Origin of the sequence: Citrobacter sp. RHBSTW-00944 (assembly GCF_013615435.1) — a bacterium.
In the GTDB taxonomy this organism is placed as follows: domain Bacteria; phylum Pseudomonadota; class Gammaproteobacteria; order Enterobacterales; family Enterobacteriaceae; genus Citrobacter; species Citrobacter braakii.
The window spans coordinates 3,563,377-3,586,228 of sequence record NZ_CP055418.1 but is presented as its reverse complement, the minus strand read 5'-3'; the positions used below and the strand labels follow the sequence as shown (position 1 = coordinate 3,586,228).

The following is a 22,852-nucleotide window of genomic DNA, read 5'->3' as shown; positions in this document are numbered from 1 at the left end:
CCACGCTTTCAGATTGTCAATTCTTGAAACAATAAACCGCGTAACACATTCATTTAATGAGTCTGACCATTAGTTTCATCAAAGAAAGATGAGGCGTTTTCTTTATTATATCAACCTGCATTACGTTTTAATGGTCACCCCTGTCAGGCATTAACCTGGCAGGGGTTTTCTTTAGCAAATTAGAGGCTATTAACGTACAACCAGCACTGGCAGAGTAGCGTGGCGAACAACGCTGGAAGCGTTTGAGCCGAGCAGATGAGTGCTGATTGATGGGTTGCGCGATCCAATGACGACCACATCCGCATTCAACTCTTCACCCAACTCGTTGACGACGTCACGTACGCTGCCAAAGCGGACGTGTTGTTTAATACGGGAAGGATCGATGCTGAAGTGACCGACCATCGTTTGCAGACGGGTTTCCGCTTCATGTTGTAGATGCTCTTCAAAACGACGGACATCGGCTGCAAAGCGGTGCAGGCTTAAGCTTGCTGAGCCTGGCAGCACATGCAGCAGATGGATAACCCCGTTTTCCTGTGCCAGAAATTCTGCATGGCGAATAGCCTTGTCGCTCAGTTCCATTTCGAATACATCAACAGGCATTATGATTGTGTTGTACATAAACATTCTCCTTGTCATTACATGAACACATATCAGCATAGTATTAAAAATGATTCTGTCAGTCACGACACAGATTTATGTTTTGCGAACAGGAGATAAGGTGAGAGTCAGGAGCTGGGAACTAACCGGAAAGAGGATGCGGATGCATCCCCTGTAAGATAAAGCGAGTGGCTTTGATAAGACAGAGTTAGCGCAGGTAGTCGCCCGCAGCTTCAGGTTGGTACTCAAGCTCGATTACTTCGAGGTGTGTTGAGGTTCCGCCTGGTAGTTCCCAGTGAATGGTGTCGCCAACGCGCAGGCCCAGAAGTGCAGCGCCAACAGGTGCCATTACCGAAAGCTGTGTGCTGCTGTCAGTCATATTGGCCGGATACACCAGGGTACGCACACGGACTTCGCCATCACTCAGATTGCGGAATTTCACGCGGCTGTTCATGGTCACGACATCGTGCGGCATGGTTTCTGGTGAACACATTTGGGCACGATCCAGCTCGGCGTTCAGGGCGTCGGCAATCGGTAAACCAGCAAACGCAGGTTGCTCCAACAGGCGGTCAATGCGTTCCGCATCGAGGTCGTTAATGATGATAGTTGGTCTGGACATTTGTTACTCCATGTCGTCGATACTGCGGGTGCGCAGGTAAATAATCCCAAAAGAAAACCCTCACCGTCAGGCGGCAAGGGTTTAGCTTTTATGATGATACTGAGACTTACCCCTGGTTTGAAGTGATTTAGTTCACATTCAGGCAAATCATCAATATTGTTGCGTATGGTGTGATTTTAGCCGAAAAACGCGATCGTTCTCCAATTTGCATTATGCTTTTTAAGCGCTCGCTGCGGGCGCGTCAAACAACTCAGTGTTCCGCGACAGGAGATCTCATGAGCCAGTACGACAAACTTACCTTGAAAGACGGCAGCTATTTGCATTTTAAAGATTGGGGAAGTGGACAGCCTATCGTCTTTAGCCATGGCTGGCCGCTGACGGCAGATGCGTTTGAGGATCAGATGCTGTTCCTCGGGTCGAAAGGATTTCGGGTGATCGCCCATGACAGGCGTGGGCATGGGCGTTCAGCCCAACCCTGGGATGGTCACAATATGGATCAGTATGCTGACGATCTGGCTGAACTTACCGCGCATCTCAATCTTAAAGATGCCGTACATGTTGGACACTCTACCGGGGGCGGGGAAGTGGCGAGGTACATTGGACGCCATGGAACGCAGCGGGTAGCCAAAGCGGTGTTAATCGGCGCGGTGACGCCCATAATGATCAAGACAGACTTTAACCCAAATGGTGTGCCGAAAGAGGTGTTTGATGGCATCCGTGAGGGAGTGATAAACGATCGCGCTGCCTTCTTCTATGAACTGACCGCTGCATTCTATGGCTACAACCGCCCGGGCGTAAATGCGTCGAAAGCCGTTCGTGAAAGCTTTGTTGAACAGGGCTTACAAGGTTCCATCAAAGCGTTGTACGACTGTATTCACGCGTTTTCAGAAACTGACCTGCGTGAGGATCTCAAAAAGATGACTATTCCGACGCTGGTGATCCATGGTGATGACGATCAGATTGTCCCGTTTGAAACCTGCGGAAAGGTTGCGGCGGAAATACTGCCGGACGCGCAGTTGAAGGTGTATGTTGGCGGTTCGCATGGCATTTGCACTACCCATAAACAACAGATCAACGGCGATCTGCTCAACTTTATTCAATCGTAATCTTTAGCGGATTGTTCTACGCTGATCTTCTTTTTCCAGGGAGATGAGCGAAGCATAATTTGTGCTGCGCTGATGTTAACTTCAACAGAGAACACTATGTATTTCTATCAACCATCACAAGGACACGGTTTACCGCATGACCCGCTGAATGCCATCATTGGACCGCGCCCTATTGGCTGGATTGCCTCCCGCGACAGCGACGGTCGGCATAACCTTGCACCGTACAGTTTCTTTAACTGCTTTAATTATCACCCGCCGATTATTGGTTTCGCCAGCAGCGGCTGGAAAGACAGCGTGCAGAATATTATCGACACCGGTGAGTTTGTCTGGAATCTGACGACTCTTGAGTTGGCCAGTGCAATGAACGAAACGTCAGCCAGCTTGCCTCACGGCGAAGATGAGTTTTTTGCCGCCGGGCTTAGTAAGGCAGATAGTCGGATAGTCAGCGTGCCGCGGGTGGCGCAAAGCCCGGTCAATTTTGAGTGTCGCTTATCGCAAAGTCTGCAACTGACCACCGCTGATGGTTCGCCTGTTGAAACCTGGCTGGTGCTGGGAGAAGTGGTGGGTATTCATATTGATGAAACGCTACTGGAAGGCGGCATCTACCAGACGGCGAAAGCAAAACCGGTACTGCGTGCGGGCGGGCCAACGGCGTATTATTCGATAAGTGAAACACACCGCTTTGATTTAGTTCGCCCGGATGCTCGTTCAAAACGCTAACCATATGGACCGACGCCAGTTTGCCGCGCCGGTCGTTATTTTCAGTATCCCACTTTGTCGATAATAAACTGTTTACCGCAGTTACCCGGATGCGGTTGCGGTAAGAATGACTGTGCGGATAACGTCTGGTTAATGGTGTCGGCTTTCAGGGACAACTGGATTTCTGTGAGATAGGCCGGATTGCCGTGGCAGCTTAGCTTCACGGCTTTGACGTTCTCTCTGCCCCAGCTTTTAGCGACGGCGGCGTCAAATGCGCTGCGGCTGACGGTTTTGCCGTAGTTTTCTGCGAGGAATTTGCCAGCCTCGCTGTTCTTAACCTCATTATTCATCCGTACCATCGTGCCGAAGTACGCGTCGGGATCAAAACCGAAACAGGCGCCATGTTTGGCATATTCGTAACGTTCCAGACAGGATCTCCCGCCGGCACCGGGCATTACGGCACTGAGTTTTGCCGCGCTTTCCAGCGACAGGCCCGTTTCGGGAGCCGCGCATTTACGGCTGGCGCGCGCTTCAGGCAGGTTGGGAATAGGGCGAGTCGCGCAGCCAAAGCGCATCCAGCGGCGGTTGTCTACTCCACGGGCGGCGATGGATTTTGGCAGGCTGGGCCATAAACCGTGAACGGTCAGGAAATCTGCTTTGTCCGCGCTCTCTTTTTGCAGACGACATTCGTCGGGCTCTTGACGATTTCGCTCGTGTTGGCTCTGACAAAATCCGGTTTGCCAGGAGAGGGCCAGCACGTAGCTGTCAAAATCAGCGTACTGTTTTGCCTGAAGTTCATCGGCCTGAGCTACAGAAACTGGGAGCAGAAGTGCTGCCAGCAGCGAAGAATAACGCCATGTTGATGTCATGATGATTTCGGATACTTATATCAATTCTGAATATCATCTATTTAATCATAAAAAATGCCAGTCAGGTTTAGCTGACTGGCATCATTTTCATCAGGCGGGAACCCGAATAATTAGCTCCACATTGCCAGAATCGGCCAGCCGACCAGCAAAAGCATAGAGATGTAGATAACGCCGAAGATAGCACCCAGACGCCAGTAGTCTTTGGACTTCACATAACCGCAGCCGTAGATAATAACGCCAGGGCCAGTTGCATACGGAGTCAGACAGCCCATGATACCGATGGACAGTACCAGCAGGATACACAGGTGTTCCATCGGAACGCCCGGGATGCCTTTGCCGACGGCCAGAATAACCGGCAGCATGGTGGCGGTGTGTGCGGAAAGGCTGGCAAACAGGTAGTGAGCAAAATAGAACACCAGCACCAGAACGATCACGGTCGCGTTAGGCGAGAAGCCTTCCAGGTGCGAGCTCATCGTGTTGGCGAACCAGTCGATGAAGCCTGAGCGGGTTAAACCATTCGCCATAACGACCAGCGTGGCGAGGTTAACCAGGGTGTTCCATGCGCTGTTATAACGGGTGATGTCTTTCCACGGGACAACGTGCAGTGCCAGCATCAGCGAGACTGCCAGCAGACCCACAGCGGTCGCATCAATCAGTTTACCGCCAAAGACCCACAGACCCAGGCTGAGCAGAACCAGACCGATCAGGGTCAGCTCTTTACGCGTCAGTTTACCCATGGTTTTCAGTTCATCACCAGCCCACGCGGCAACTTCAGCACTGTGAGTAACTTCTGGCTTGTAAAGAACATAGGACAGCCACGGAGCAACGATCAGCAAAATAATACCAACCGGCAGGAAGCTGAGGAACCATTGCAACCAGCTGATTTGAATACCGGCAATTTTATTGACGAATTCCAGACCCAGTACGTTAGGTGCAGCGCCGGTAACAAACATAGAGGAGCTCAGGCTGGTACTGATTACCATCATCCACATCAGATATCCACCGATACGGCGCGCGGACGGATCGTTCGGGAATGATTTAAACAGCGGCGGCAGGTTTTTGATAACCGGGAATACGGTACCACCGGTACGCGCGGTGTTGGACGGTGTAAACGGCGCCAGCAGTATGTCGATGATGACAATCGCGTAGCCCAGCGTCAGGGTGCGTTTACCCATGAATTTTACCAGGAACAGCGCGATACGACGACCCAGACCGGTGACTTCATAGCCCAGCGCGAAGATAAACGCGCCAAACACCAACCACACGGTCGTGCTGGAGAAGCCTGCCAGACCCCATTTCAGCGCTTGCTTACCCGCTTTAAACGCCGGGTCGGCCAGCTCTGAAGCATCAAACAGCAGATAGTTGCTGCCGATGACGCAGATCGTTACGGCGATAAAGCTTATCGCTGTTGCCGGGATTGGCTCCAGGATCATCCCAACAATCATTGCCACGAAAACGGCAAAATAGTGCCAGGCTTGCGGGGGCATTCCATCAGGGACAGGGATAAGAAACATGACGCCCATTACGACCAATGGGGCCAGTAATTTCCATATTTTATCTTTTGCTAAAGACATGTGTGTGATTCTCCGGAAAGGATCTTTAATTGTGATAATGATGAACTTGTGAAATCTGAGCTAAGAACCAGGTGACGATCAGCAGATCGGCGCAGCCTCCTGGGCTGAGGTTGCGTTCAATGCACTGTTGGTCGAACTGGCGCAGGTATTCGAGATCGGCAGGGGTGCGAATCCCCCCTTGCTGCAATAGAGTTGTGGCCTGCTGCTGTAGCCAGCGCAGACCTTCTGCGCCGCCACGTGAAGCCACGTTGGTGTCGCCATTGATAGACATCAGCAGCAATAATGTGTCGAGTAGCGCCAGTTCAGGATCGCGGCCCTGAGTCAGCAGTGCGCGGTAGTGCGGCAGGGCATGCTGGATGACTAGCGGGTATCCCGCTTCGGCTTCGCCCCGTGCGCCGGTTAATCCCAGTTGCTGATAAAGACGTTGGCCAGCCGTGAGTTGTTGATTGTTCTGGCGCAGTTCGCGCTCGGTCAGGCCACGGCAAAATGTTGCTGCCGTAGAGCAAAGGGTTTCAGCGGTAACAGTTAGTTGGAGCTGGTGCAGGCGGCCAATGGCGGCACACAGCAGCCCCAGTGAAAAGATGCTCCCTTTATGGGTGTTTACCCCTTCGGTGGCGCGAAACATATCGGCTTCGCAGGCCATGCCCAGTGGGCGCAGTCCTTTCAATACATCTTCAGGCGACAGCTGTGCGCTAAACGCCCCATATTCAATAAAACGCGGCAGCCAGGCCTGAATTGCCTCAGCGCTGCGATGAAAATCTTCCAGCGCCATATCTTTATGTGCGCCGTTGTTAATACGATCCACCAGACCCGGTTTGGGCGACAGGTTGACTTCAGTCAACATGGCCCGCCACGCAAGCGTTGCGTAAGCGTCAGGCAGATCCAGAGGAAGGACTGCGTTATTGGTTGATGTTGCGGGAATCGGCATCATGCAGCAGTGCCTCCATCTGAGAGAGTAAGTCGGAAAGCGCGTGGGTTTTACCTCGCGCGCATTCGGCAGCGCTTTGCTCGCACAGCAGACAGCGGCGGGCAGGGAGTGCGAAATGACGCCGGGACAGAATTTCCCCTTCATGGGTCAGGACATCGATGTCCCATAACCGTCCCAGCGGATGTGAATGCTCAAGTTCAATCGTGGCGAGCTTGAGATCGTGGGCCGGGGCCTCAATAGACAAAAGACCTTCCGGACCGCTGGCAGAAACCAGCGACGTTTGCTCCCTGACAATCCAGGTGGATTTTTCCGCCAGCGCGAGCAGGGCGGTGACGCCGTGATTAAAGATGCGACGGGTTAATGCGCTGTCTTTAATCGGACCCGGTGCGACCACGGTAAACGAGACCAGTGGCGCGTGATGACGCGTCAGCCAGGCATGTTGCCTTGCTTGTCTCTCATCCCGGCTGGCGAGCAGCTCGGGAATCGAAACCGCGTTTTGGGTGGCGTGTTCAGGGAGCAGGCGCATGGCTTATTCCTTCACCTGATGCACAACGTCAATCACCGAGCCATCGCGGTAACGCACAACGGCAATCACGCGGTCGGTGAATTCGATAGCGCGTGGCTGACCGGTGAGCTGCTGTGCACGTTCGCGCAGCCATTCAATGGACACCACTTTCATACCGGCTTCTTTCAGACGTTCAGCCAGTTCCGGACGCGCAGGGTTAACGGCGATACCGTGGTCAGTGACCAGGATGTCTACGCTGGAGCCCGGGGTTACGCAGGTCAGGACGTTATCAACCAGCGTCGGGATGCGTCCGCGAACCAGCGGAGCGACAATGATGGAAAGCGCAGCTGCAACCGCAGTATCGCAGTGACCGCCGGATGCGCCGCGCAGTACGCCGTCAGAACCGGTCAGTACGTTAACGTTGAAGCTGGTATCAACTTCCAGCGCGCTCAGCACCACGACGTCCAGACGATCGACGGAGGCGCCTTTTGAGCCCCAGTTGGCATACTGGTTGGCACTGATCTCAATGTGGTTTGGATTACGGGCCAGCGACTCAGCCGCGTTACGGTCAAAGCTCTGTACGTCCAGCAGTTTGCGAATCAGGCCTTTTTCGTGCAGGTCAACGATGGTAGCGGTGATGCCGCCCAGGGCGAAGTCAGCACGGATATCGCGGCTGCGCATCTTGTCTTCCAGGAAACGAGTAACGGCCAGAGAAGCGCCGCCGGTTCCTGTCTGCAGTGAGAAGCCTTCATTGAAGTAACCGGAGTTAGCAATGACGTCTGCCGCGCTACGGGCGATTAACAGTTCACGCGGGTTGGTGGTCATGCGTGTCGCATCAGCACCGATTTTGTCCGCATCGCCGACCTGATCGATCTGTACAATCAGATCCACTTGATCCTGCGTAATGCTGGCCGGGTTATGCGGATAGGTCAGCAGCTGTTCAGTCAGCAGGACAACCTGTTTTGCATTTTCGGCATCGACGCGGGCATAGCCCAGTGAACCACAGCACGCTTTACCGGTATAGCCGTTAGCGTTACCAAACTGGTCGCAGGACGGTACGCCGAGGAACGCCACATCAATACTGAGTTCGCCACTTTGCACCAGGTGTACACGGCCGCCATGGGAGTGGACCTGCACAGGCTCGGCCAGCAGGCCACGCGAGATCTCTTCCGCCAGCGGGCCACGCAGCCCGGAGGTGTAAATACGGCTGACCACGCCCTGGCGGATGTGCTCAACCAGCGGAGCATGACAGTCGCTCAGGGAGCTGGAGGCCAGCGTCAGATTTTTAAAGCCCATTCTGGCGATGGCGTCCATCACCAGGTTAATCGTCAGATCGCCACCGCGAAAAGCGTGGTGGAAAGAGATGGTCATGCCATCCTGTAAACCTGAACGACGAATGGCGTCTTCCAGGTTAGCGCACAGCTTTTTGTCGCGCGGTTTTTGCGCCTGTAATTCTACTTTTGCGGTGCTCTGATAAGCGGAAAGCTCACTTTCTGCATGACGGCTCCAGGTCGCCACGCGATCCTGGCGTTGAGACTGTTCGATTTTCTGCGTCATTTTTTTGCCTTATTCTTCGCGAATGCCTGAAAGTTCTGCACGGGAGATAACCAGAAGGGCGCGCTCGATAACCGGGCTGTCGACCATTTTGCCGTTCAGGGAAACTACGCCACGGCCTTCGCGAGCGGCGGCTTCAGCGGCTTCCACGACCAGGCGCGCGTGAGCCAGCTCTTTGCGTGTCGGCGCGTACAGGTTGTGCAGGAGCTCGATCTGGCGCGGATTGATGAGCGACTTACCGTCAAAACCCAGTTGCTTGATGTGTGCGGCTTCATGCAGGAAACCCGCTTCGTTGTTGGCATCGGAATAAACGGTGTCGAACGCCTGAATGCCGGCAGAGCGTGCCGCCTGCAAAATAGAGCAGCGGGCAAACAGCAGTTCAGTCCCTTCCGCAGAGCGCTCAGTGCGCAGGTTACGCACATAATCTTCCGCACCCAGTGCAATACCGATCAGGCGCTCGGAAGCGTGGGCAATTTCTACCGCGCGGGTAATGCCTAACGGCGATTCGATGGCAGCTAACAGACCGGTACTGCCGGGCTCACGGCCACAGGCTTTCTCGATACGCAGGATTTCGCTTTCGATGTCGATGACGTCCTGCGCGGTATCGGTCTTCGGTAAACGCACGATGTCAGCGCCGCCGCGTACCACGGCTTCGAGATCGTTAATGCCCCATTCGGAGTCGAGGGCGTTTACGCGCACGATAGTTTCAACGTCGTGATACAGCGGATGCTGCAGCGCGTGGTACACCATACGGCGAGCAGTATCTTTCTCGCGCAGCGCGACGGAGTCTTCCAGGTCGAACATCAGCGCATCTGCCGGATAGATGAACGAGTTGCTGACCATGGCGGCATTGGCGCCCGGTACGAACAGCATGCTGCGGCGGGTACGGGTTTTACGTTGCTGCAAAGATTCACTAATCACTGGCAATCCTCCCATGGCAGTGCCGGAATACCGCCAGCGCGGGCCAGTAGTGCTTCCAGTCGCGCACGTAAAATGCAGTCCAGTGCGCCTTTATCATCAACATTTAATTGCACGCCGCGTACGTTGTAGCGGGCCAGAACGTCCAGAATGGTGGCCCGGATGGCATCACCGAACTGCTTTTCGACGCTACTGTTAACCTGCAGGTCAATATCCTGCGAATCGAGTGGGGCGATGCGAATCATCACATCACCGGACTCGAGTGTGCCTGCGACGGCTGCCTGGTTTATTTTCATTTTTCACCTGTTGCTAATGCGGGGGTATTTTGGCGGACTGCCGCACCCGATGAGGCCCGCTCAACCATGCTTTGCAGATAGTGCAGCGTGGCGTCAGGGACCAGGGATGCGATAGCCGTGAGATCTTTTTTAACCAGCAGCTTGCGCACCCAGGAGGCAGAAATCGGCATCTCCTGGAAGCACAGCCGCTCAATTTCCACCAGTTCAATCGGTGGGGCGGGAAGCGTTGGGGTCTCCAGCCAGTAGCGCATATCGTTGTTGTACTGGGAGGTGACGGTGCAATACGGCTCGGTACCGACGAAGCGGTGCGTGACGCCAAGAGCCGGGGCCAGATACTGGCGGAAGATTTTCAGGTCTATTTCGGTATAGCAGTGGTTAATAACGCTCTGCTCTTTGATGAAGTAGCACGGGAATGTGGCGCGGGAAATGATGTATTCCGAACCGCGATGAACGGTTAAACGTGGAATGTCTTTTGTCCCTTTAAGCACCAGATCCAGTCGGTCTTCATACGGAAAACGCGAGGTATCTTCTTTCACCAAAAACAGATGCAGCCAGTCACATTGCGCGGCTGCTTGTTGGATCAGAAAACGATGTCCGTTGGTGAAGGGGTTGGCGTTCATGACGATACAGCCAATTTTTTTCCCTTCATGGCGCTGTTTCGCCAGTGATTCAGCGTAGCGTTTCAGACGTGTGGTGCTGTTTTCCATCAGCACCATAATGCCGGGAACGCTGGTCAGCGTAGAAAAACCGCACTGCTTAAACAGCGACTCGTACTCGGTTTTGGTATAGATGAAGAGGTGCGTACAGTGGCGCTCATAGGCGAGGTTGATTAACTCGGTCGCCAGCGTCAGCGCTAAGCCTTCACCCCTTACGGATTCGCAGATGGCGACGCACTTTATGATATTGCCGGCAATGCCGCCGCAGGCAATCAGGCGGTCATCACGGGTGACGGTGATAAATACTTCGACAGTTGTATCAACGCTCAAATCATTCTCTTTCAGAAATTGCGCGATAGCCGCCATCTTTTTATTTTCTGAGCGTTTAACTTGCGTGAATATATTATTACCGAACATAGTGAATAGAGCCCCGATGCTATATTTGTTACTGGGTTTCTGTTTTTGTTGCTCTGTTTAGCAACCTGATAACTTCTTGTTTGCAATTGAAGGGAATGTTTTTTATTACGGAGTATTTCTTCTTTTCCCTGCTGCATACATCGTAAGGAGTATTTTGGAGGTAATTTTTGATTTATTTCACAATAAGTTAGAAGGTTTTAATGTGTTTTATGGTTTTAAGTTTTTTAATTAATTTAACTCCGAAATAGCGTGTGGTTTTAATTTGTTTAATTGATTTAAGGTGGGGAATCTGCAACGATCCTGTTTTATACCGCAACTTGCAAATAAAACATTTTTATTACAACTACAATGAGAAATAAGTTTTGGGTATCGTCGCTGAGGAAGAAATATGGCAGAGCAGAAAAATAAAACACGGTTTCCTTTTTTTCGCAGTCTGGCGTTTCCATTGCGTATCTTTCTGCTTATTTTGGTCGTTTCTGTTTTTATTATCGCCGCGTTAGCACAATACTTTACCGCCAGCTTTGAAGATTATCTGGCAACGCATGTCCGCGATATGGCGATGAACCAGGCCAAAATCATCGCCTCTAACGACAGTATCATCGCGGCGGTGAAGCATCGTGATTACAAGCGTCTGGCGACCATTGCCGACAAACTGCAGAGCGGGACTGACTTCGACTATGTGGTGATCGGGGATACCAACTCTGTCCGCCTTTACCACCCAAATCCGGAAAAAATTGGCTACCCGATGCAGTTCACTAAACCCGGCGCGCTGGAAAGAGGGGAAAGTTACTTTATTACCGGCAAAGGGTCGATTGGGATGGCGATGCGCGCCAAAACGCCCATCTTTGATGACGATGGCAAAATTATTGGCGTGGTCTCAATTGGCTATCTGATCAGTAAAATCGATAGCTGGCGATCGGACTTTTTACTCCCAATGGCAGGGGTGTTTATCCTGCTGTTGCTGGTACTTATGCTGCTCTCCTGGTTATTTGCCGCCCATATTCGCCGGCAGATGATGGGGATGGAGCCTAAGCAAATCGCGCGGGTAGTGCGTCAGCAGGAAGCACTATTCAGCTCGGTATATGAAGGTTTGATCGCCGTGGACCCTGATGGGTATATCACCGCAATAAACCGCAGCGCGAGGAAAATGCTGGGACTGTCTTCGCCTGGACGAAAGTGGCTTGGAAAACCGGTTAGTGAGGTGGTTCAGCCGACTGACTTTTTCACCCAGCAGATTGCGGAAAAACGACAGGACGCGATGGTGAACTTTAATGGCCTGAGCGTTATCGCTAACCGAGAGGCGATTCGCTCCGGCGATGAACTGCTTGGGGCAATCATCAGTTTTCGTAGTAAAGATGAAATTGCTACTCTTAATGCGCAATTAACGCAGATCAAACAGTATGTAGAGAGCCTGAGAACGCTGCGTCATGAACACCTTAACTGGATGTCGACCATTAATGGCCTGCTGCAAATGAAAGAGTATGACCGGGTGCTGGCAATGGTGCAGGGGGAGTCGCAGGCGCAACAGCAACTGATTGACAGCCTGCGTGGCGCGTTTGCCGATCGTCAGGTAGCCGGTCTGTTGTTTGGCAAGGTGCAGCGTGCACGTGAACTGGGCCTCACTATGACTATCGTTCCTGGCAGTCAACTGCATCAACTCCCTGAGGGGCTGGATAGCACAGAGTTTGCAGCAATTGTTGGCAATCTGCTTGATAATGCATTTGAAGCGAGCTTGCGCACCCAGCAAGGCAACAAGATCGTCGAACTCTATTTGAGCGATGAAGGGGATGACGTGATCATCGAAGTTGCCGATCAGGGATGCGGTGTACCGGAAGCATTGCGTGAAAAAATATTTGAACAGGGTGTGAGCACCCGTACCGATGAACCAGGTGAACATGGCATCGGTTTGTATCTGATTGCAAGTTATGTGAGGCGCTGTAACGGGGTGATTACACTCGAAGATAACTCCCCCTGCGGCACCTTATTTTCTTTATTTCTTCCGAAAGTGAAAAAAAATAATGACGGAACCATTAACGCTATTGATCGTTGAGGATGAAACGCTACTGGCGGAAATGCATGCTGAATATATCCGCCATATACCCGGCTTCAGCCAGATTTGGCTGGCGGGTAATCTTGCGCAAGCGAGGATGATGATTGAGCGTTTTAAGCCCGGTTTGATTCTGCTCGATAACTACTTGCCGGACGGCAAGGGAATTACGTTGTTGCATGAACTAACCCAGACGCGTTATCCGGGCGGCGTGGTGTTTACCACGGCGGCCAGCGACATGGAAACGGTCTCCGAGGCCGTGCGCAGCGGCGCGTTTGATTATCTGGTTAAACCCATTGCCTACGAGCGCCTGGGACAGACGCTGACGCGTTATCAACAGCGCAGACGCATGTTGGCCGGTAATGACAGCGCCAGTCAAAAGCAGATTGATGAAATGTTTAATGCTTATGCGCGCGGCGAACCGAAAGGCGATTTGCCGACCGGAATTGATGCGTTAACGCTGAATGCGGTGTTGAAATTATTTGCCGATCCGACGGTACATCATACTGCGGAAACGATCGCCCAGGCGCTCACTATCAGCCGTACCACCTCCAGGCGCTACCTGGAGTACTGTGCCAGCCGTCATTTGATTATTGCGGAGATTATTCACGGTAAGGTGGGAAGGCCGCAGCGTATTTATCACGGCGGCTAATTCACGTCATCCTTGAAGCTGCCTCTTTGTGGGCTGCGTGAAGAAACCCCAGTCACATAATTATCTATGGTACTGGGGATGTCTTCACTTGCCGCCTTGATGCAGCTTAAATGATTTTGCGTATCAAGGTCAGATACTGACAGTTATCGTTAACCGCCAATCAGGGCGGACGTCGCCGGCACCATCACTTCAGTTGCGATAATCACAACCAGCAGTCCAACCAGTACCGGAACCGAGGTACGTTTCACTACTTCGAACGGAGAGATCTTTGCCATCCCTGCGACAGCGACAACCACACCGGAGACCGGAGAGATTGTGCGTCCAAGGTTTGATGCCTGCAGCATCGGGATAGCAAGGTAAGCCGGGTTAATACCAGAAGAGTGCGCCAGTTTCGGGATCATCTCAACGAAAGCATAGAAAGGTGCGTTACCGGACCCCGTGGTCATTGCCGCCAGCATAGTCAGGATCACCAGTACCAGCATCAGAATAATGCTCGCGGAGCCAAACGAGGTGGCGATAGAAATCAGACTCTGAATAAAGCCGATTGTGCTCAGACCCTGGGCAAAAACGCCCGCCGCGACTAACAGCATCACCACGTTAGCAAAGGCATCCGCCATACCACGGTAGGCGACTTCCAGACCCGAGAAAACCTTCTGGGTGTTGAATCCTCGTACGAACTCCAGTACAGCAGCGATGAGCATGCACAGCACCAGAATCGTAATGATATGCAGCTGTGGGCCCCATTTTCCATCGAAAATCAGGACGCCAACGATCGGGGTAAATGGCAAGATGGCGTAAAACGACGGGGCGGTAGTGGTAATTTCAGCCACATCTAACATTTCATGAGAAATGTTCTCTTTTTTATCCAGGTAACGCTGCCAGAAAAAGTGGGCAATCGCCATAGCAATGATGGCGGCAATGGAAATTGGCAACGTGGTTTTAAACGCGAAATCGATCAGCGGCATCTCCGCGGCTTTTGCAGCCAGCACTACATCACCGGATGTTGGCGAAAGAATAATAGCGGCTGGGGAGGCGCAAATGGCCGCTGCGGCGCCACGGCTAATCCCAACGTTAACCATGATCGGGAACAATGTCGCCATCAGCAATACGCCCAGACCGGTTGCTGAAGAGACCGCCAGGGACATCAGGCAGGCGACAAAATAGGCGGCAATCATAAGCAGATAAGGTGAATTGATATACTGCAGCGGCTTAGAGGCCAGCTTAACCACCATATCATTCGCGCCAATATGCGTCATGTAGGCGGCAAAACCACACAGCATCATAATCATCATGCCGAGATCGCCGCCACGGCTCATCAGCAAAATTTTAATATATTCAACAATGTCTGTTGCCGTATAGCCCGTTGTTGCCGCGCTAGACGGCAAAACTTTATGGCCCATCAACGCACTGATAATCAGCAAAACCAGACCGCCGACAAACAGTACGCCTGTCGCGGAATAACCTTTAATGATGTAGCGCGCTACACCCACAATAACCACAACCCCAATAAGGAGTTCAATAAATGTCAACATTGTTTCCCCTGTCGCATTGCTGCCCAGAAAGTTAAAAAACTAAAAAAAGTAAAAAGTGGTGACAGAATGTGCCTAATAAACCGATAACTCTTGCTGATTGAAATCAATAAAAATACGGATTCAAGCGATGGCTAAGCCGTTTTTTCAGCATCGCGATTAAAAAAACAATATCACAATAAAAAACTGTGAAGCGCAGCGTTGGTGTGTGTGTTTTGTGGTGATATTGATGACTTATTGTTAATTTATTGTGATGTTATTTAATTCTCGCCGCAGGAAAGCACAATTTATTGGCAATAAAGAGAAAATAGTTCCTATGAAATGGCTCAGTAAATAAAGGGATAACTTATAGGCTGAGGAATATTCTGATTTTTTATTTGCGCATTTTTGTTAAGCTGACATTAAGGTTGGGTTTGCTAAAATTAATAATAAATCCCAGGATGGTAATTAAGTTGTGATTTTCGCTAAACGATATTTTCTCATTTTTTCATTTATTTTTATTCAGTTAGCTTTCACTTCCCAGGTGGCTGCTGAAGATAAAGGCTGGTTTGCTACTTTTAAAGATAATGTCCGTGAAACCTGGCAGCAGCCGGAACATTATGATCTGTATGTACCTGCTATTACCTGGCATGCGCGTTTTGCCTACGATAAAGAAAAAACGGATCGCTACAATGAACGGCCGTGGGGTGCAGGATTTGGTCAATCCCGTTGGGATGATAAAGGTAACTGGCACGGAGTTTATATCATGGCGTTTAAGGATTCCTACAATAAATGGGAACCCATTGGCGGCTATGGCTGGGAAAAAACCTGGCGACCGCTGGCTGATGAAAACTTCCATACAGGTCTCGGCTTTACCGCCGGTTTCACCGCGCGTGATAACTGGAACTACATTCCGGTACCGGTGCTGTTACCGCTGGCATCAATTGGTTATGGTCCGGCAACGTTTCAGATGACCTACATTCCTGGAACGTATAACAACGGCAACGTCTACTTTGCGTGGATGCGGTTCCAGTTTTGATGGACTACCTGTATTGTCAGGTGGTTTATTGAAAAATCTTTTAAAAACATAGTGATAGGAAGTTTAACTGAAAAATAACGCGACATTTATCACTTTTTGATAAAGTTCGACTGGACAAAGTGCACCACAATTGTTGTACTGATACCCGACACAGCATTTGTGTCTATTTTTCATGTAAAGGTAATTTTGATGTCTAAGATTAAAGGTAACGTTAAGTGGTTTAATGAGTCCAAAGGATTCGGTTTCATTACTCCGGAAGATGGCAGCAAAGATGTGTTCGTACACTTCTCTGCAATCCAGACCAATGGTTTTAAAACTCTGGCTGAAGGTCAGCGTGTAGAGTTCGAAATCACTAACGGTGCCAAAGGCCCTTCTGCTGCAAACGTAATCGCTCTGTAAGCATACGACAGCAAGCATTCAAAACCCGCTTAATTGCGGGTTTTTTTCGCTTCAATGTGCGGGAGAGGCAGATACCAACCAGAATGCCAGAGCGGTCATCGCGAATGATCCCAACAGATTAACCAGTACATTCACCATAGCCCAACCAAAGCGTCCTTCCTGCAGTAAAAACACTACCTCAGCAGAGAAAGTGGAAAACGTTGTCAGTCCCCCGCAAAAGCCAGTAGTAATCAGCACCTTCCACATTGGGTCAATATTTGTCATGCGATTAAACCATGCCAGACCCATACCAATGATAAATGCGCCAAGTAAGTTTGCAGCCAGCGTACCGAATGGAATGGCCTGATGCAGCGGGTTAAACCGCATACTCAACATCCATCTTGCTACGCTACCTGTGCCACCACCGATAAAAACCGCTAAAAGGAGTTGTAACACTGCGTAATCCTGCTATTTGATTGTATAGAGGGTGAGTGTAACGCTGAATAATTGTTGTTGGCGAGCTTAACAAAGTTTTCTGGAGGGAATATGTTCGTTGCAGCAGGGCAATTTGCCGTGGGACCTTCATGGGAAAAAAATGCAGAAACCTGCGCCTTACTGATGTCTCAGGCTGCAGGAGAGGGGCGTCGCTACTGGTATTACCGGAGGCATTGCTGGCGCGTGACGATTTAGACCCTGACCTGTCAGTGAAATCAGCTCAGCTTTTGGAAGGTGGGTTTCTGACGCGTTTGTTGCGAGAAAGCGCACAAAATGAGATGACGACAATCCTGACGATTCATGTTCCCTCTGTGCCAGGCCGGGCATTTAACATGCTGGTGGCGCTACGGGCTGGTCGGGTAGTGGCCCATTACGCTAAATTACATCTCTATGACGCCTTTTCGATTCAGGAGTCACGTAATGTCGATGCAGGGGACGCCATAGCGCCGCTGCTGGACGTAGGCGGATTAAAAGTAGGGCTAATGACCTGCTATGACCTGCGCTTCCCTGAGCTGGCGCTGGCGCATGCGTTGCAGGGGGCTGAGATTCTCGTTTTACCTGCGGCTTGGGTGCGGGGATCGTTAAAAGAGCATCACTGGGCCACGCTTTTGGCGGCAAGAGCGCTGGATGCCACGTGTTATCTGGTTGCGGCCGGAGAGTGCGGTAACAAGAATATCGGCCAAAGCCGGGTCATCGATCCCTTTGGCGTGACTATTGCGGCGGCGGCTGAAACGCCCGCGCTCATTATGGCCGAGGTTTCCGCCGAGCGGGTCAGGCAGGTCAGGGCACAACTTCCGGTGTTAAGTAACCGACGCTTTGCGCCACCGCAATTATTATGACGTTTTTTTAAACAAGGCTTGATTCACCTTGTTACAGATTGCTATTGTGTGCGCGCGTCGAAAGGCCGTTAATATTCTCAGGTTAATATGGCGCTTTATGTAGCCTGGTTTAAGTCAAGAAGGTATCTATGGGTGAGATTAGTATTACCAAACTGCTGGTGGTTGCCGCACTGGTTGTTCTGCTGTTTGGTACCAAGAAGTTACGTACTCTGGGTGGAGACCTGGGGACGGCAATCAAGGGCTTCAAGAAAGCAATGAACGACGATAATGCCGATGCCAAGAAAGAGGCTGATGGTAGCGTTCAGGCTGAGAAGCTTTCTCATAAAGAGTAATTCTGCAAACTCTGCATGAAAAAAACCGGCGATTTGCCGGTTTTTTATTGCTGATATGTAAGTGAGTATTACACGATTACTTCACTTCCAGCCCTTTGGCCTGCATGTCAGCATGGTATGAAGAGCGCACGAATGGACCGCAAGCAGCGTGGGTAAAGCCCATAGCCATGGCTTCTGCTTTCATCTCATCGAACTCATCCGGGCTTACATAGCGTTGAACCGGGAGGTGATGGCGGCTTGGCTGTAAATACTGCCCCAGCGTCAGCATGGTCACGCCATGGCTACGCAGGTCGCGCATGACCTCAATGATTTCAGCATTAGTTTCACCCAGACCCACCATCAGACCCGATTTGGTCGGAATCTCAGGGTGTGCTTCCTTGAAGCGTTCCAGAAGCTTCAGTGACCAGTTGTAGTCAGCCCCAGGGCGTACATTACGATAAATACGCGGTACGTTTTCGAGGTTGTGGTTAAACACGTCCGGCGGCGTGGCTGTGAGGATATCCAGCGCGCGATCCATACGACCACGGAAGTCAGGCACCAGCGTTTCGATTTTAATCGACGGGCTTTTCTCACGAATCGCGGTGATGCAGTCAGCAAAGTGCTGAGCGCCGCCGTCACGCAGATCGTCGCGGTCAACGGAGGTAATCACGACATAGCGCAGCGCCATGTCTGCAATCGTCTGAGCCAGTTTTAACGGCTCGTTGGCGTCAGGAGCAACTGGACGGCCATGGGCAACGTCACAGAATGGGCAACGGCGAGTACAGATTGCGCCGAGGATCATAAAGGTTGCTGTTCCGTGATTGAAACATTCAGCCAGGTTAGGGCAGGAAGCTTCTTCGCAGACAGAGTGCAGGCCATTTTTGCGCATTGCCGCTTTGATGCCCTGGATGCGAGTGGAGTCCGCTGGCAGTTTTATTTTCATCCATTCCGGTTTACGCAGCAGGGCTTCACGCTCTGTTGCCACATTTTTTACCGGGATAAGAGCCATCTTATCGGCATCGCGGTATTTAACACCGCGTTCCATCACAATGGGTTTACTCATAGCTTGCGTGTTCCAGTTGCGAATTACGAAGGAAAGCGTTTCAATTCAAGGGAATGTTGCATTTATCAACTATTTTTGAATTAGTGATACGCAGTATATCATTGAAACGGGCCAGAAAGCAGCCTGACAGGCTGGCAAAATGTAAAATAGTTGTTGTTTTGTGCCATTTGCCACAACATATGCCGTGGCAAAGTATGACCGTATTTTCAGTCCGCGATGTACTCGTGCGGTGGGTTACCCAATAGCGCGAAGATGTTGGCCAGCAGGCGGGGGCGAATGCTCTCGGTCGTGGCTGTGCTATCCCACTGCGATACTTTCGCCATCTCCATCCCGGCATAACCACAAGGATTGATACGCAGGAAAGGCGACAAGTCCATATCCACGTTGAGCGCTAAGCCGTGAAATGAACATCCTTTACGGATACGTAATCCCAAAGAACAGATTTTCTTCTCACCCACGTATACGCCAGGCGCATCGGCTCGCGGGTGGGCGTCAATGCCGATTTCGGCAAGGGTATTCACGACGGTTTGCTCCAGCAGCGTAACCAGTTCGCGAACGCCAAGTTTACGACGCTTCAGGTTCAACAGCACATACATGACCTGTTGGCCTGGCCCGTGGTAGGTCACCTGACCGCCACGATCGCTCTGGATCACCGGAATATCTCCCGGCATCAATACGTGCTCAGCTTTACCTGCCTGACCCTGGGTGAAGACAGGATAATGCTCTACCAGCCAGATTTCATCATGACTGTTTTCATCACGGGTATCGGTAAATTCATGCATGGCCAGAGAGACTGGCTCGTAAGGTTGAAGACCGAGCTGGCGGACCAGAATTTTATCCTGATACAAAACGGCATCTCCGTAGAGAATGTTAAAGAGGGGAAAAGTATATCACAGGGGGGAGGGGTTACCCGAGCGGGGATGCAGCGGGTAACCGACAGGTTTTTACAGCACCATGCGTACGATATCGATATTGCCTAATTCTTCGTACAGCGTTTCAACCTGCTCAATGTGTGTAGCAGTGATGGTGATTGAGACCGAGTGGTAGTTGCCTTTGCTGCTCGGTTTTACCGTCGGAGAGTAATCACCTGGCGCATGGCGCTGTACCACTTCAACCACCTGATCAACCAGCTCAGGCAACGCCTGCCCCATTACTTTGTAAGTAAATGGAGTAGGGAATTCAAGCAGTTCGTTAAGTTTGGTTTTCATGTCAGCTCCGGCGTTACATCAAAAAATAATAACTCCCACTGCGCGTGGGAGTTATCTGGATACCTAGTATATGGGGACGTAAATCACACTTTCAAGTGTTCGATTTTTAGCCAAACCAGTGATGGAACATTAATTTAATGTAATCAATGATTTTCCCAAAGAAGTTGCCTTCAGGGATTTCCTGCAGCACCACCAGCGGACGCTGTTCAATGGTTTTGCCATCTAACTGGAAGTTGATAGTGCCGACAACCTGGTTTTTCTGTAGCGGGGCGTGCAGTTCAGTGGTGTTCAACACATAGCTGGCTTTCAGGTCTTTCATGCGGCCGCGCGGAATGGTCAGGTAGACGTCTTTATCAACGCCTAACGACGCACGATCGGTGTTACCAAACCAGGCAGGTTCTGAGGCAAATTCTTTACCCACTTTCAACGGGTTCACGGTTTCGAAGAAACGGAAGCCCCAGGTCAGCAGTTTTTTACTTTCGGTTTCTCGGCCTTTATAGGTGCGACCACCCATAACGGCGGAGATCAGACGCATCTGGCCTTCGGTTGCGGATGCAACGAGGTTATAGCCAGCCTTATCGGTGTGACCGGTTTTGATACCGTCGACATTCAGGCTGTTATCCCACAGCAGGCCGTTGCGGTTTAACTGACGAATGCCGTTAAAAGTGAACTCTTTTTCTTTATAGATAGAGTATTCGTTAGGCACGTCGCGAATCAGAGCCTGACCAATCATCGCCATGTCGCGAGCCGAGCTGTACTGACCGTCAGCATCGAGACCATGAACGGTCTGGAAGTGGGTGTTTTTCAGGCCCAGCGCATTCACATAGCTGTTCATCAGGCCGACGAAAGCATCCTGGCTACCGGCTGCGAAGTCTGCCATCGCCACGCACGCGTCGTTTCCGGATTGCAGGTTAATACCACGGATCAGCTGAGAAACAGGAACCTGCATGCCTGGCTTGAGGAACATCAGCGATGAACCTTTGAAGACCGGGTTGCCCGTAGCCCATGCGTCATTGCCGACGGTGACCAGATCGGTTTCTTTGAATTTCCCGGCTTTCATCGCCTGGCCGATGACGTAGCTGGTCATCATTTTGGTCAGACTGGCGGGGTCGCGGCGAGTGTCTGCGTTCTGTTCTGCCAGAACTTTACCTGAATTGTAATCAATCAGGATATACGACTCCGCATCGATCTGCGGAACACCCGGGATCATGGTTTTAATATTCAGGTCATCGGCATGAGCAGCAGAGAGAGAGGCTGCGCAGAGAGCCGCGGTGAGCGCCATACGCTGCACGAAACGAGCGGAAAAAGTGGTCTTCATGGTCTGAACTACGACGTCCGTGATGAAATTAAAAAAAGTGCCCTACTATAGCAAATGCATAACTGGCAGGCATCTGACTTTCCGCGTGACTTTGTTAATGTCATTTACAGAAACTGACAGTTCAGATACCTGATTTACGTTATTACACGCCGGTGATGAAGGACTGTAATTGCGCCTCGGATTGAAGACGCTGCTGCAATGTGGAGGCTTCAGCTTTGCTGGCAAACGGCCCCATCTGGATACGCCAGACTGCGCCGTTTTGTACCACCCGGCCAGGAACGCCAAACTGCTGGCTTAAACGCTTTTGATACTGCTGCGCGCGCGACTGCTCGCTGACTGCGCCAACCTGAACCACATAGCGTCCGTTGGCAGTTGCCGCGGGCGCTGTGACGGCTGCTGGGGTTGCTGCCGGCGCGGTTGACGTGACCGGTGCGGTGGTTGTCGATTGCGGCACAGGAGTCGGCTCGCTGCTTTCCAGCACGCCTGATGCGAGCGTGGTTGGCGCACCGAGGAATCCACTGCTGTTTACTGGCGCACCGGTTGGATCATCGCTTTTCAGCGTGGAATTGCTGATCGGACGAATATCGCCTTGGGGCTGACCTGCATCCGATGGCGAAGGCATGCTTCCCATATTGCCGCCACCGCTTAAATCAGGACGCGCAGGCAAGGCATAAGTTTGTTTCGCGACCGTGGTACAAGCCATACCCGGTCCGGACAATGAACCATCCTGGGCGACGATGATTGGGTCGATACGCACTTTAGTGTTGTTGGAGGTGTTCAGACGATCGGCTGCGGCGCGCGAAAGTGAAATCACGCGATCGTTGCCATAAGGCCCGCGATCGTTAATGCGCACGACGATCATCCTGCCGTTCGCCAGATTGGTAATTCTGGCATAGCTGGGGACTGGCAGCGTCGGATGCGCAGCGGTCAGCTGCATCGGATCAAACGCTTCGCCAGACGCGGTTAAGTTGCTTCCTGGTTCCGCATCATAGATAGCGGCAAGTCCGGCCTGGCTAAAGCGGGAGGGATCCTGCACGATTTTGTAGCTTTTACCATCACGCTGGTAGTCCTGATTCGCCGTTGGGTTCAGGGGTTCAAAGCGCGGATCGGCCCCGCTGATTTCAACAATCGGACCATTACACACCGCAGGCTGCGGCGCGACAGCAACCTGTTGCTGACCATCATCACTCGAACACGCCGCGAGCATTCCTGCTGCGATGCAGATACCAAGCCACTGCTTACGCATTGCGTACCCC

The 22,852-nt window shown here is 51.6% G+C and carries 24 protein-coding genes and 1 pseudogene; 8 read left to right on the top strand and 17 right to left on the bottom strand.

What is annotated here, in order from left to right; translation table 11 throughout:
• Positions 1-189: 189 nt before the first annotated feature.
• Together uspG and rnk are read right to left on the bottom strand one after the other, a co-directional pair.
• A complete protein-coding gene (uspG, locus tag HV334_RS17345) occupies positions 190-618 on the bottom strand; it encodes a universal stress protein UspG (RefSeq protein WP_016152215.1) in 429 nt (142 codons plus the stop codon).
• Between the two features lie 187 nt (positions 619-805).
• A complete protein-coding gene (gene rnk / locus HV334_RS17340) occupies positions 806-1,216 on the bottom strand; it encodes a nucleoside diphosphate kinase regulator (RefSeq protein WP_005120853.1) in 411 nt (136 codons plus the stop codon).
• A 275-nt stretch (positions 1,217-1,491) separates the two neighbouring features.
• Between rnk and HV334_RS17335 the strand changes: the two genes are divergently transcribed.
• On the top strand, positions 1,492-2,322 hold the full coding sequence (locus HV334_RS17335) for an alpha/beta hydrolase (protein WP_016152216.1): 831 nt from the start codon (positions 1,492-1,494) through the stop codon (positions 2,320-2,322).
• A 96-nt stretch (positions 2,323-2,418) separates the two neighbouring features.
• Entirely contained in the window at positions 2,419-3,042 is a 624-nt protein-coding gene (locus HV334_RS17330; RefSeq protein WP_016155958.1) for a flavin reductase family protein, read from the top strand.
• Between the two features lie 41 nt (positions 3,043-3,083).
• Here the strand turns inward: HV334_RS17330 and rna are convergent, their stop codons facing one another.
• From rna to citC, 8 genes are all read right to left on the bottom strand, one after another.
• Positions 3,084-3,890 carry a ribonuclease I gene (gene rna, locus HV334_RS17325; protein WP_049282446.1) on the bottom strand — a complete coding sequence of 269 codons (807 nt, stop codon included), beginning with the start codon at positions 3,888-3,890 and terminating at the stop codon, positions 3,084-3,086.
• Between the two features lie 110 nt (positions 3,891-4,000).
• Positions 4,001-5,464, bottom strand: a complete 1,464-nt coding sequence (gene citT / locus HV334_RS17320; RefSeq protein ID WP_016152219.1) for a citrate/succinate antiporter CitT — start codon at positions 5,462-5,464, stop codon at positions 4,001-4,003.
• Between the two features lie 25 nt (positions 5,465-5,489).
• A complete protein-coding gene (citG, locus tag HV334_RS17315; protein WP_016152220.1) occupies positions 5,490-6,395 on the bottom strand; it encodes a triphosphoribosyl-dephospho-CoA synthase CitG in 906 nt (301 codons plus the stop codon).
• The gene (gene citX, locus HV334_RS17310) at positions 6,364-6,918 is read right to left on the bottom strand and encodes a citrate lyase holo-[acyl-carrier protein] synthase (protein WP_181220689.1); all 555 of its coding nucleotides are present in this window, start codon (positions 6,916-6,918) and stop codon (positions 6,364-6,366) included. The genes citG and citX overlap by 32 nt, the downstream gene beginning before the upstream one ends.
• A 3-nt stretch (positions 6,919-6,921) precedes the next feature.
• The gene (gene citF, locus HV334_RS17305) at positions 6,922-8,454 is read right to left on the bottom strand and encodes a citrate lyase subunit alpha (protein ID WP_016152222.1); all 1,533 of its coding nucleotides are present in this window, start codon (positions 8,452-8,454) and stop codon (positions 6,922-6,924) included.
• A gap of 9 nt (positions 8,455-8,463) precedes the next feature.
• A complete protein-coding gene (locus tag HV334_RS17300) occupies positions 8,464-9,372 on the bottom strand; it encodes an aldolase/citrate lyase family protein (RefSeq protein ID WP_019076252.1) in 909 nt (302 codons plus the stop codon).
• Positions 9,369-9,665 (bottom strand): citrate lyase acyl carrier protein, encoded by a 297-nt coding sequence (gene citD, locus HV334_RS17295; RefSeq protein ID WP_181220688.1) that lies wholly within the window; start codon positions 9,663-9,665, stop codon positions 9,369-9,371. The genes HV334_RS17300 and citD overlap by 4 nt, the downstream gene beginning before the upstream one ends.
• A complete protein-coding gene (gene citC / locus HV334_RS17290) occupies positions 9,662-10,738 on the bottom strand; it encodes a [citrate (pro-3S)-lyase] ligase (RefSeq protein ID WP_016152224.1) in 1,077 nt (358 codons plus the stop codon). The genes citD and citC overlap by 4 nt, the downstream gene beginning before the upstream one ends.
• 388 nt (positions 10,739-11,126) lie before the next feature.
• Between citC and dpiB the strand changes: the two genes are divergently transcribed.
• Positions 11,127-12,788, top strand: a complete 1,662-nt coding sequence (gene dpiB, locus HV334_RS17285) for a sensor histidine kinase DpiB (protein WP_181220687.1) — start codon at positions 11,127-11,129, stop codon at positions 12,786-12,788.
• On the top strand, positions 12,757-13,437 hold the full coding sequence (gene dpiA / locus HV334_RS17280; protein ID WP_016152226.1) for a two-component response regulator DpiA: 681 nt from the start codon (positions 12,757-12,759) through the stop codon (positions 13,435-13,437). The genes dpiB and dpiA overlap by 32 nt, the downstream gene beginning before the upstream one ends.
• A gap of 149 nt (positions 13,438-13,586) precedes the next feature.
• On the opposite strand, the gene dcuC is transcribed toward dpiA, so the two are convergent.
• Positions 13,587-14,969, bottom strand: coding sequence for an anaerobic C4-dicarboxylate transporter DcuC (gene dcuC, locus HV334_RS17275; protein WP_047501759.1), 1,383 nt, complete (start codon positions 14,967-14,969; stop codon positions 13,587-13,589).
• A gap of 451 nt (positions 14,970-15,420) precedes the next feature.
• Here dcuC and pagP point away from each other — a divergent pair, with 451 nt between their 5' ends.
• Both pagP and cspE read left to right on the top strand, forming a co-directional pair.
• Positions 15,421-15,984 carry a lipid IV(A) palmitoyltransferase PagP gene (gene pagP / locus HV334_RS17270; RefSeq protein ID WP_345943264.1) on the top strand — a complete coding sequence of 188 codons (564 nt, stop codon included), beginning with the start codon at positions 15,421-15,423 and terminating at the stop codon, positions 15,982-15,984.
• A 189-nt stretch (positions 15,985-16,173) separates the two neighbouring features.
• The gene (gene cspE, locus HV334_RS17265; protein ID WP_000034825.1) at positions 16,174-16,383 is read left to right on the top strand and encodes a transcription antiterminator/RNA stability regulator CspE; all 210 of its coding nucleotides are present in this window, start codon (positions 16,174-16,176) and stop codon (positions 16,381-16,383) included.
• Positions 16,384-16,434: 51 nt separating this feature from the next.
• On the opposite strand, the gene crcB is transcribed toward cspE, so the two are convergent.
• On the bottom strand, positions 16,435-16,818 hold the full coding sequence (gene crcB / locus HV334_RS17260) for a fluoride efflux transporter CrcB (protein WP_003831281.1): 384 nt from the start codon (positions 16,816-16,818) through the stop codon (positions 16,435-16,437).
• Positions 16,819-16,908: 90 nt separating this feature from the next.
• Between crcB and HV334_RS17255 the strand changes: the two are divergent.
• Positions 16,909-17,696 (top strand): annotated as a pseudogene (locus HV334_RS17255) (deaminated glutathione amidase).
• A gap of 128 nt (positions 17,697-17,824) precedes the next feature.
• Positions 17,825-18,028, top strand: coding sequence for a twin-arginine translocase subunit TatE (gene tatE, locus HV334_RS17250; protein ID WP_016152230.1), 204 nt, complete (start codon positions 17,825-17,827; stop codon positions 18,026-18,028).
• A gap of 76 nt (positions 18,029-18,104) precedes the next feature.
• On the opposite strand, the gene lipA is transcribed toward tatE, so the two are convergent.
• The 5 genes from lipA to rlpA all read right to left on the bottom strand — a co-directional run bounded on the left by lipA (position 18,105) and on the right by rlpA (position 22,842).
• The gene (gene lipA / locus HV334_RS17245; protein WP_003022702.1) at positions 18,105-19,070 is read right to left on the bottom strand and encodes a lipoyl synthase; all 966 of its coding nucleotides are present in this window, start codon (positions 19,068-19,070) and stop codon (positions 18,105-18,107) included.
• A gap of 206 nt (positions 19,071-19,276) precedes the next feature.
• Positions 19,277-19,918, bottom strand: coding sequence for a lipoyl(octanoyl) transferase LipB (lipB, locus tag HV334_RS17240; protein ID WP_016152231.1), 642 nt, complete (start codon positions 19,916-19,918; stop codon positions 19,277-19,279).
• A gap of 96 nt (positions 19,919-20,014) precedes the next feature.
• Positions 20,015-20,278: a DUF493 family protein YbeD gene (gene ybeD, locus HV334_RS17235; protein WP_003022706.1), complete on the bottom strand. Its 264-nt coding sequence runs from the start codon at positions 20,276-20,278 to the stop codon at positions 20,015-20,017.
• A 106-nt stretch (positions 20,279-20,384) separates the two neighbouring features.
• The gene (gene dacA, locus HV334_RS17230; protein ID WP_003022711.1) at positions 20,385-21,596 is read right to left on the bottom strand and encodes a D-alanyl-D-alanine carboxypeptidase DacA; all 1,212 of its coding nucleotides are present in this window, start codon (positions 21,594-21,596) and stop codon (positions 20,385-20,387) included.
• A gap of 142 nt (positions 21,597-21,738) precedes the next feature.
• Positions 21,739-22,842, bottom strand: coding sequence for an endolytic peptidoglycan transglycosylase RlpA (rlpA, locus tag HV334_RS17225; RefSeq protein WP_137379424.1), 1,104 nt, complete (start codon positions 22,840-22,842; stop codon positions 21,739-21,741).
• Positions 22,843-22,852: the final 10 nt, after the last annotated feature.

Bases quoted from the DNA above. Each gene is read 5' to 3' on its own strand.
- citF (WP_016152222.1), bottom strand. From the start codon at position 8,454: ATGACGCAGAAAATCGAACAGTCTCAACGCCAGGATCGCGTGGCGACC.
- rna (WP_049282446.1), bottom strand. From the start codon at position 3,890: ATGACATCAACATGGCGTTATTCTTCGCTGCTGGCAGCACTTCTGCTC.
- citX (WP_181220689.1), bottom strand. From the start codon at position 6,918: ATGCGCCTGCTCCCTGAACACGCCACCCAAAACGCGGTTTCGATTCCC.
- tatE (WP_016152230.1), top strand. From the start codon at position 17,825: ATGGGTGAGATTAGTATTACCAAACTGCTGGTGGTTGCCGCACTGGTT.
- dcuC (WP_047501759.1), bottom strand. From the start codon at position 14,969: ATGTTGACATTTATTGAACTCCTTATTGGGGTTGTGGTTATTGTGGGT.
- dacA (WP_003022711.1), bottom strand. From the start codon at position 21,596: ATGAAGACCACTTTTTCCGCTCGTTTCGTGCAGCGTATGGCGCTCACC.
- lipA (WP_003022702.1), bottom strand. From the start codon at position 19,070: ATGAGTAAACCCATTGTGATGGAACGCGGTGTTAAATACCGCGATGCC.
- citG (WP_016152220.1), bottom strand. From the start codon at position 6,395: ATGATGCCGATTCCCGCAACATCAACCAATAACGCAGTCCTTCCTCTG.
- citC (WP_016152224.1), bottom strand. From the start codon at position 10,738: ATGTTCGGTAATAATATATTCACGCAAGTTAAACGCTCAGAAAATAAA.
- citD (WP_181220688.1), bottom strand. From the start codon at position 9,665: ATGAAAATAAACCAGGCAGCCGTCGCAGGCACACTCGAGTCCGGTGAT.
- uspG (WP_016152215.1), bottom strand. From the start codon at position 618: ATGTACAACACAATCATAATGCCTGTTGATGTATTCGAAATGGAACTG.
- rlpA (WP_137379424.1), bottom strand. From the start codon at position 22,842: ATGCGTAAGCAGTGGCTTGGTATCTGCATCGCAGCAGGAATGCTCGCG.
- HV334_RS17335 (WP_016152216.1), top strand. From the start codon at position 1,492: ATGAGCCAGTACGACAAACTTACCTTGAAAGACGGCAGCTATTTGCAT.
- ybeD (WP_003022706.1), bottom strand. From the start codon at position 20,278: ATGAAAACCAAACTTAACGAACTGCTTGAATTCCCTACTCCATTTACT.
- dpiB (WP_181220687.1), top strand. From the start codon at position 11,127: ATGGCAGAGCAGAAAAATAAAACACGGTTTCCTTTTTTTCGCAGTCTG.
- rnk (WP_005120853.1), bottom strand. From the start codon at position 1,216: ATGTCCAGACCAACTATCATCATTAACGACCTCGATGCGGAACGCATT.
- dpiA (WP_016152226.1), top strand. From the start codon at position 12,757: ATGACGGAACCATTAACGCTATTGATCGTTGAGGATGAAACGCTACTG.
- cspE (WP_000034825.1), top strand. From the start codon at position 16,174: ATGTCTAAGATTAAAGGTAACGTTAAGTGGTTTAATGAGTCCAAAGGA.
- citT (WP_016152219.1), bottom strand. From the start codon at position 5,464: ATGTCTTTAGCAAAAGATAAAATATGGAAATTACTGGCCCCATTGGTC.
- HV334_RS17330 (WP_016155958.1), top strand. From the start codon at position 2,419: ATGTATTTCTATCAACCATCACAAGGACACGGTTTACCGCATGACCCG.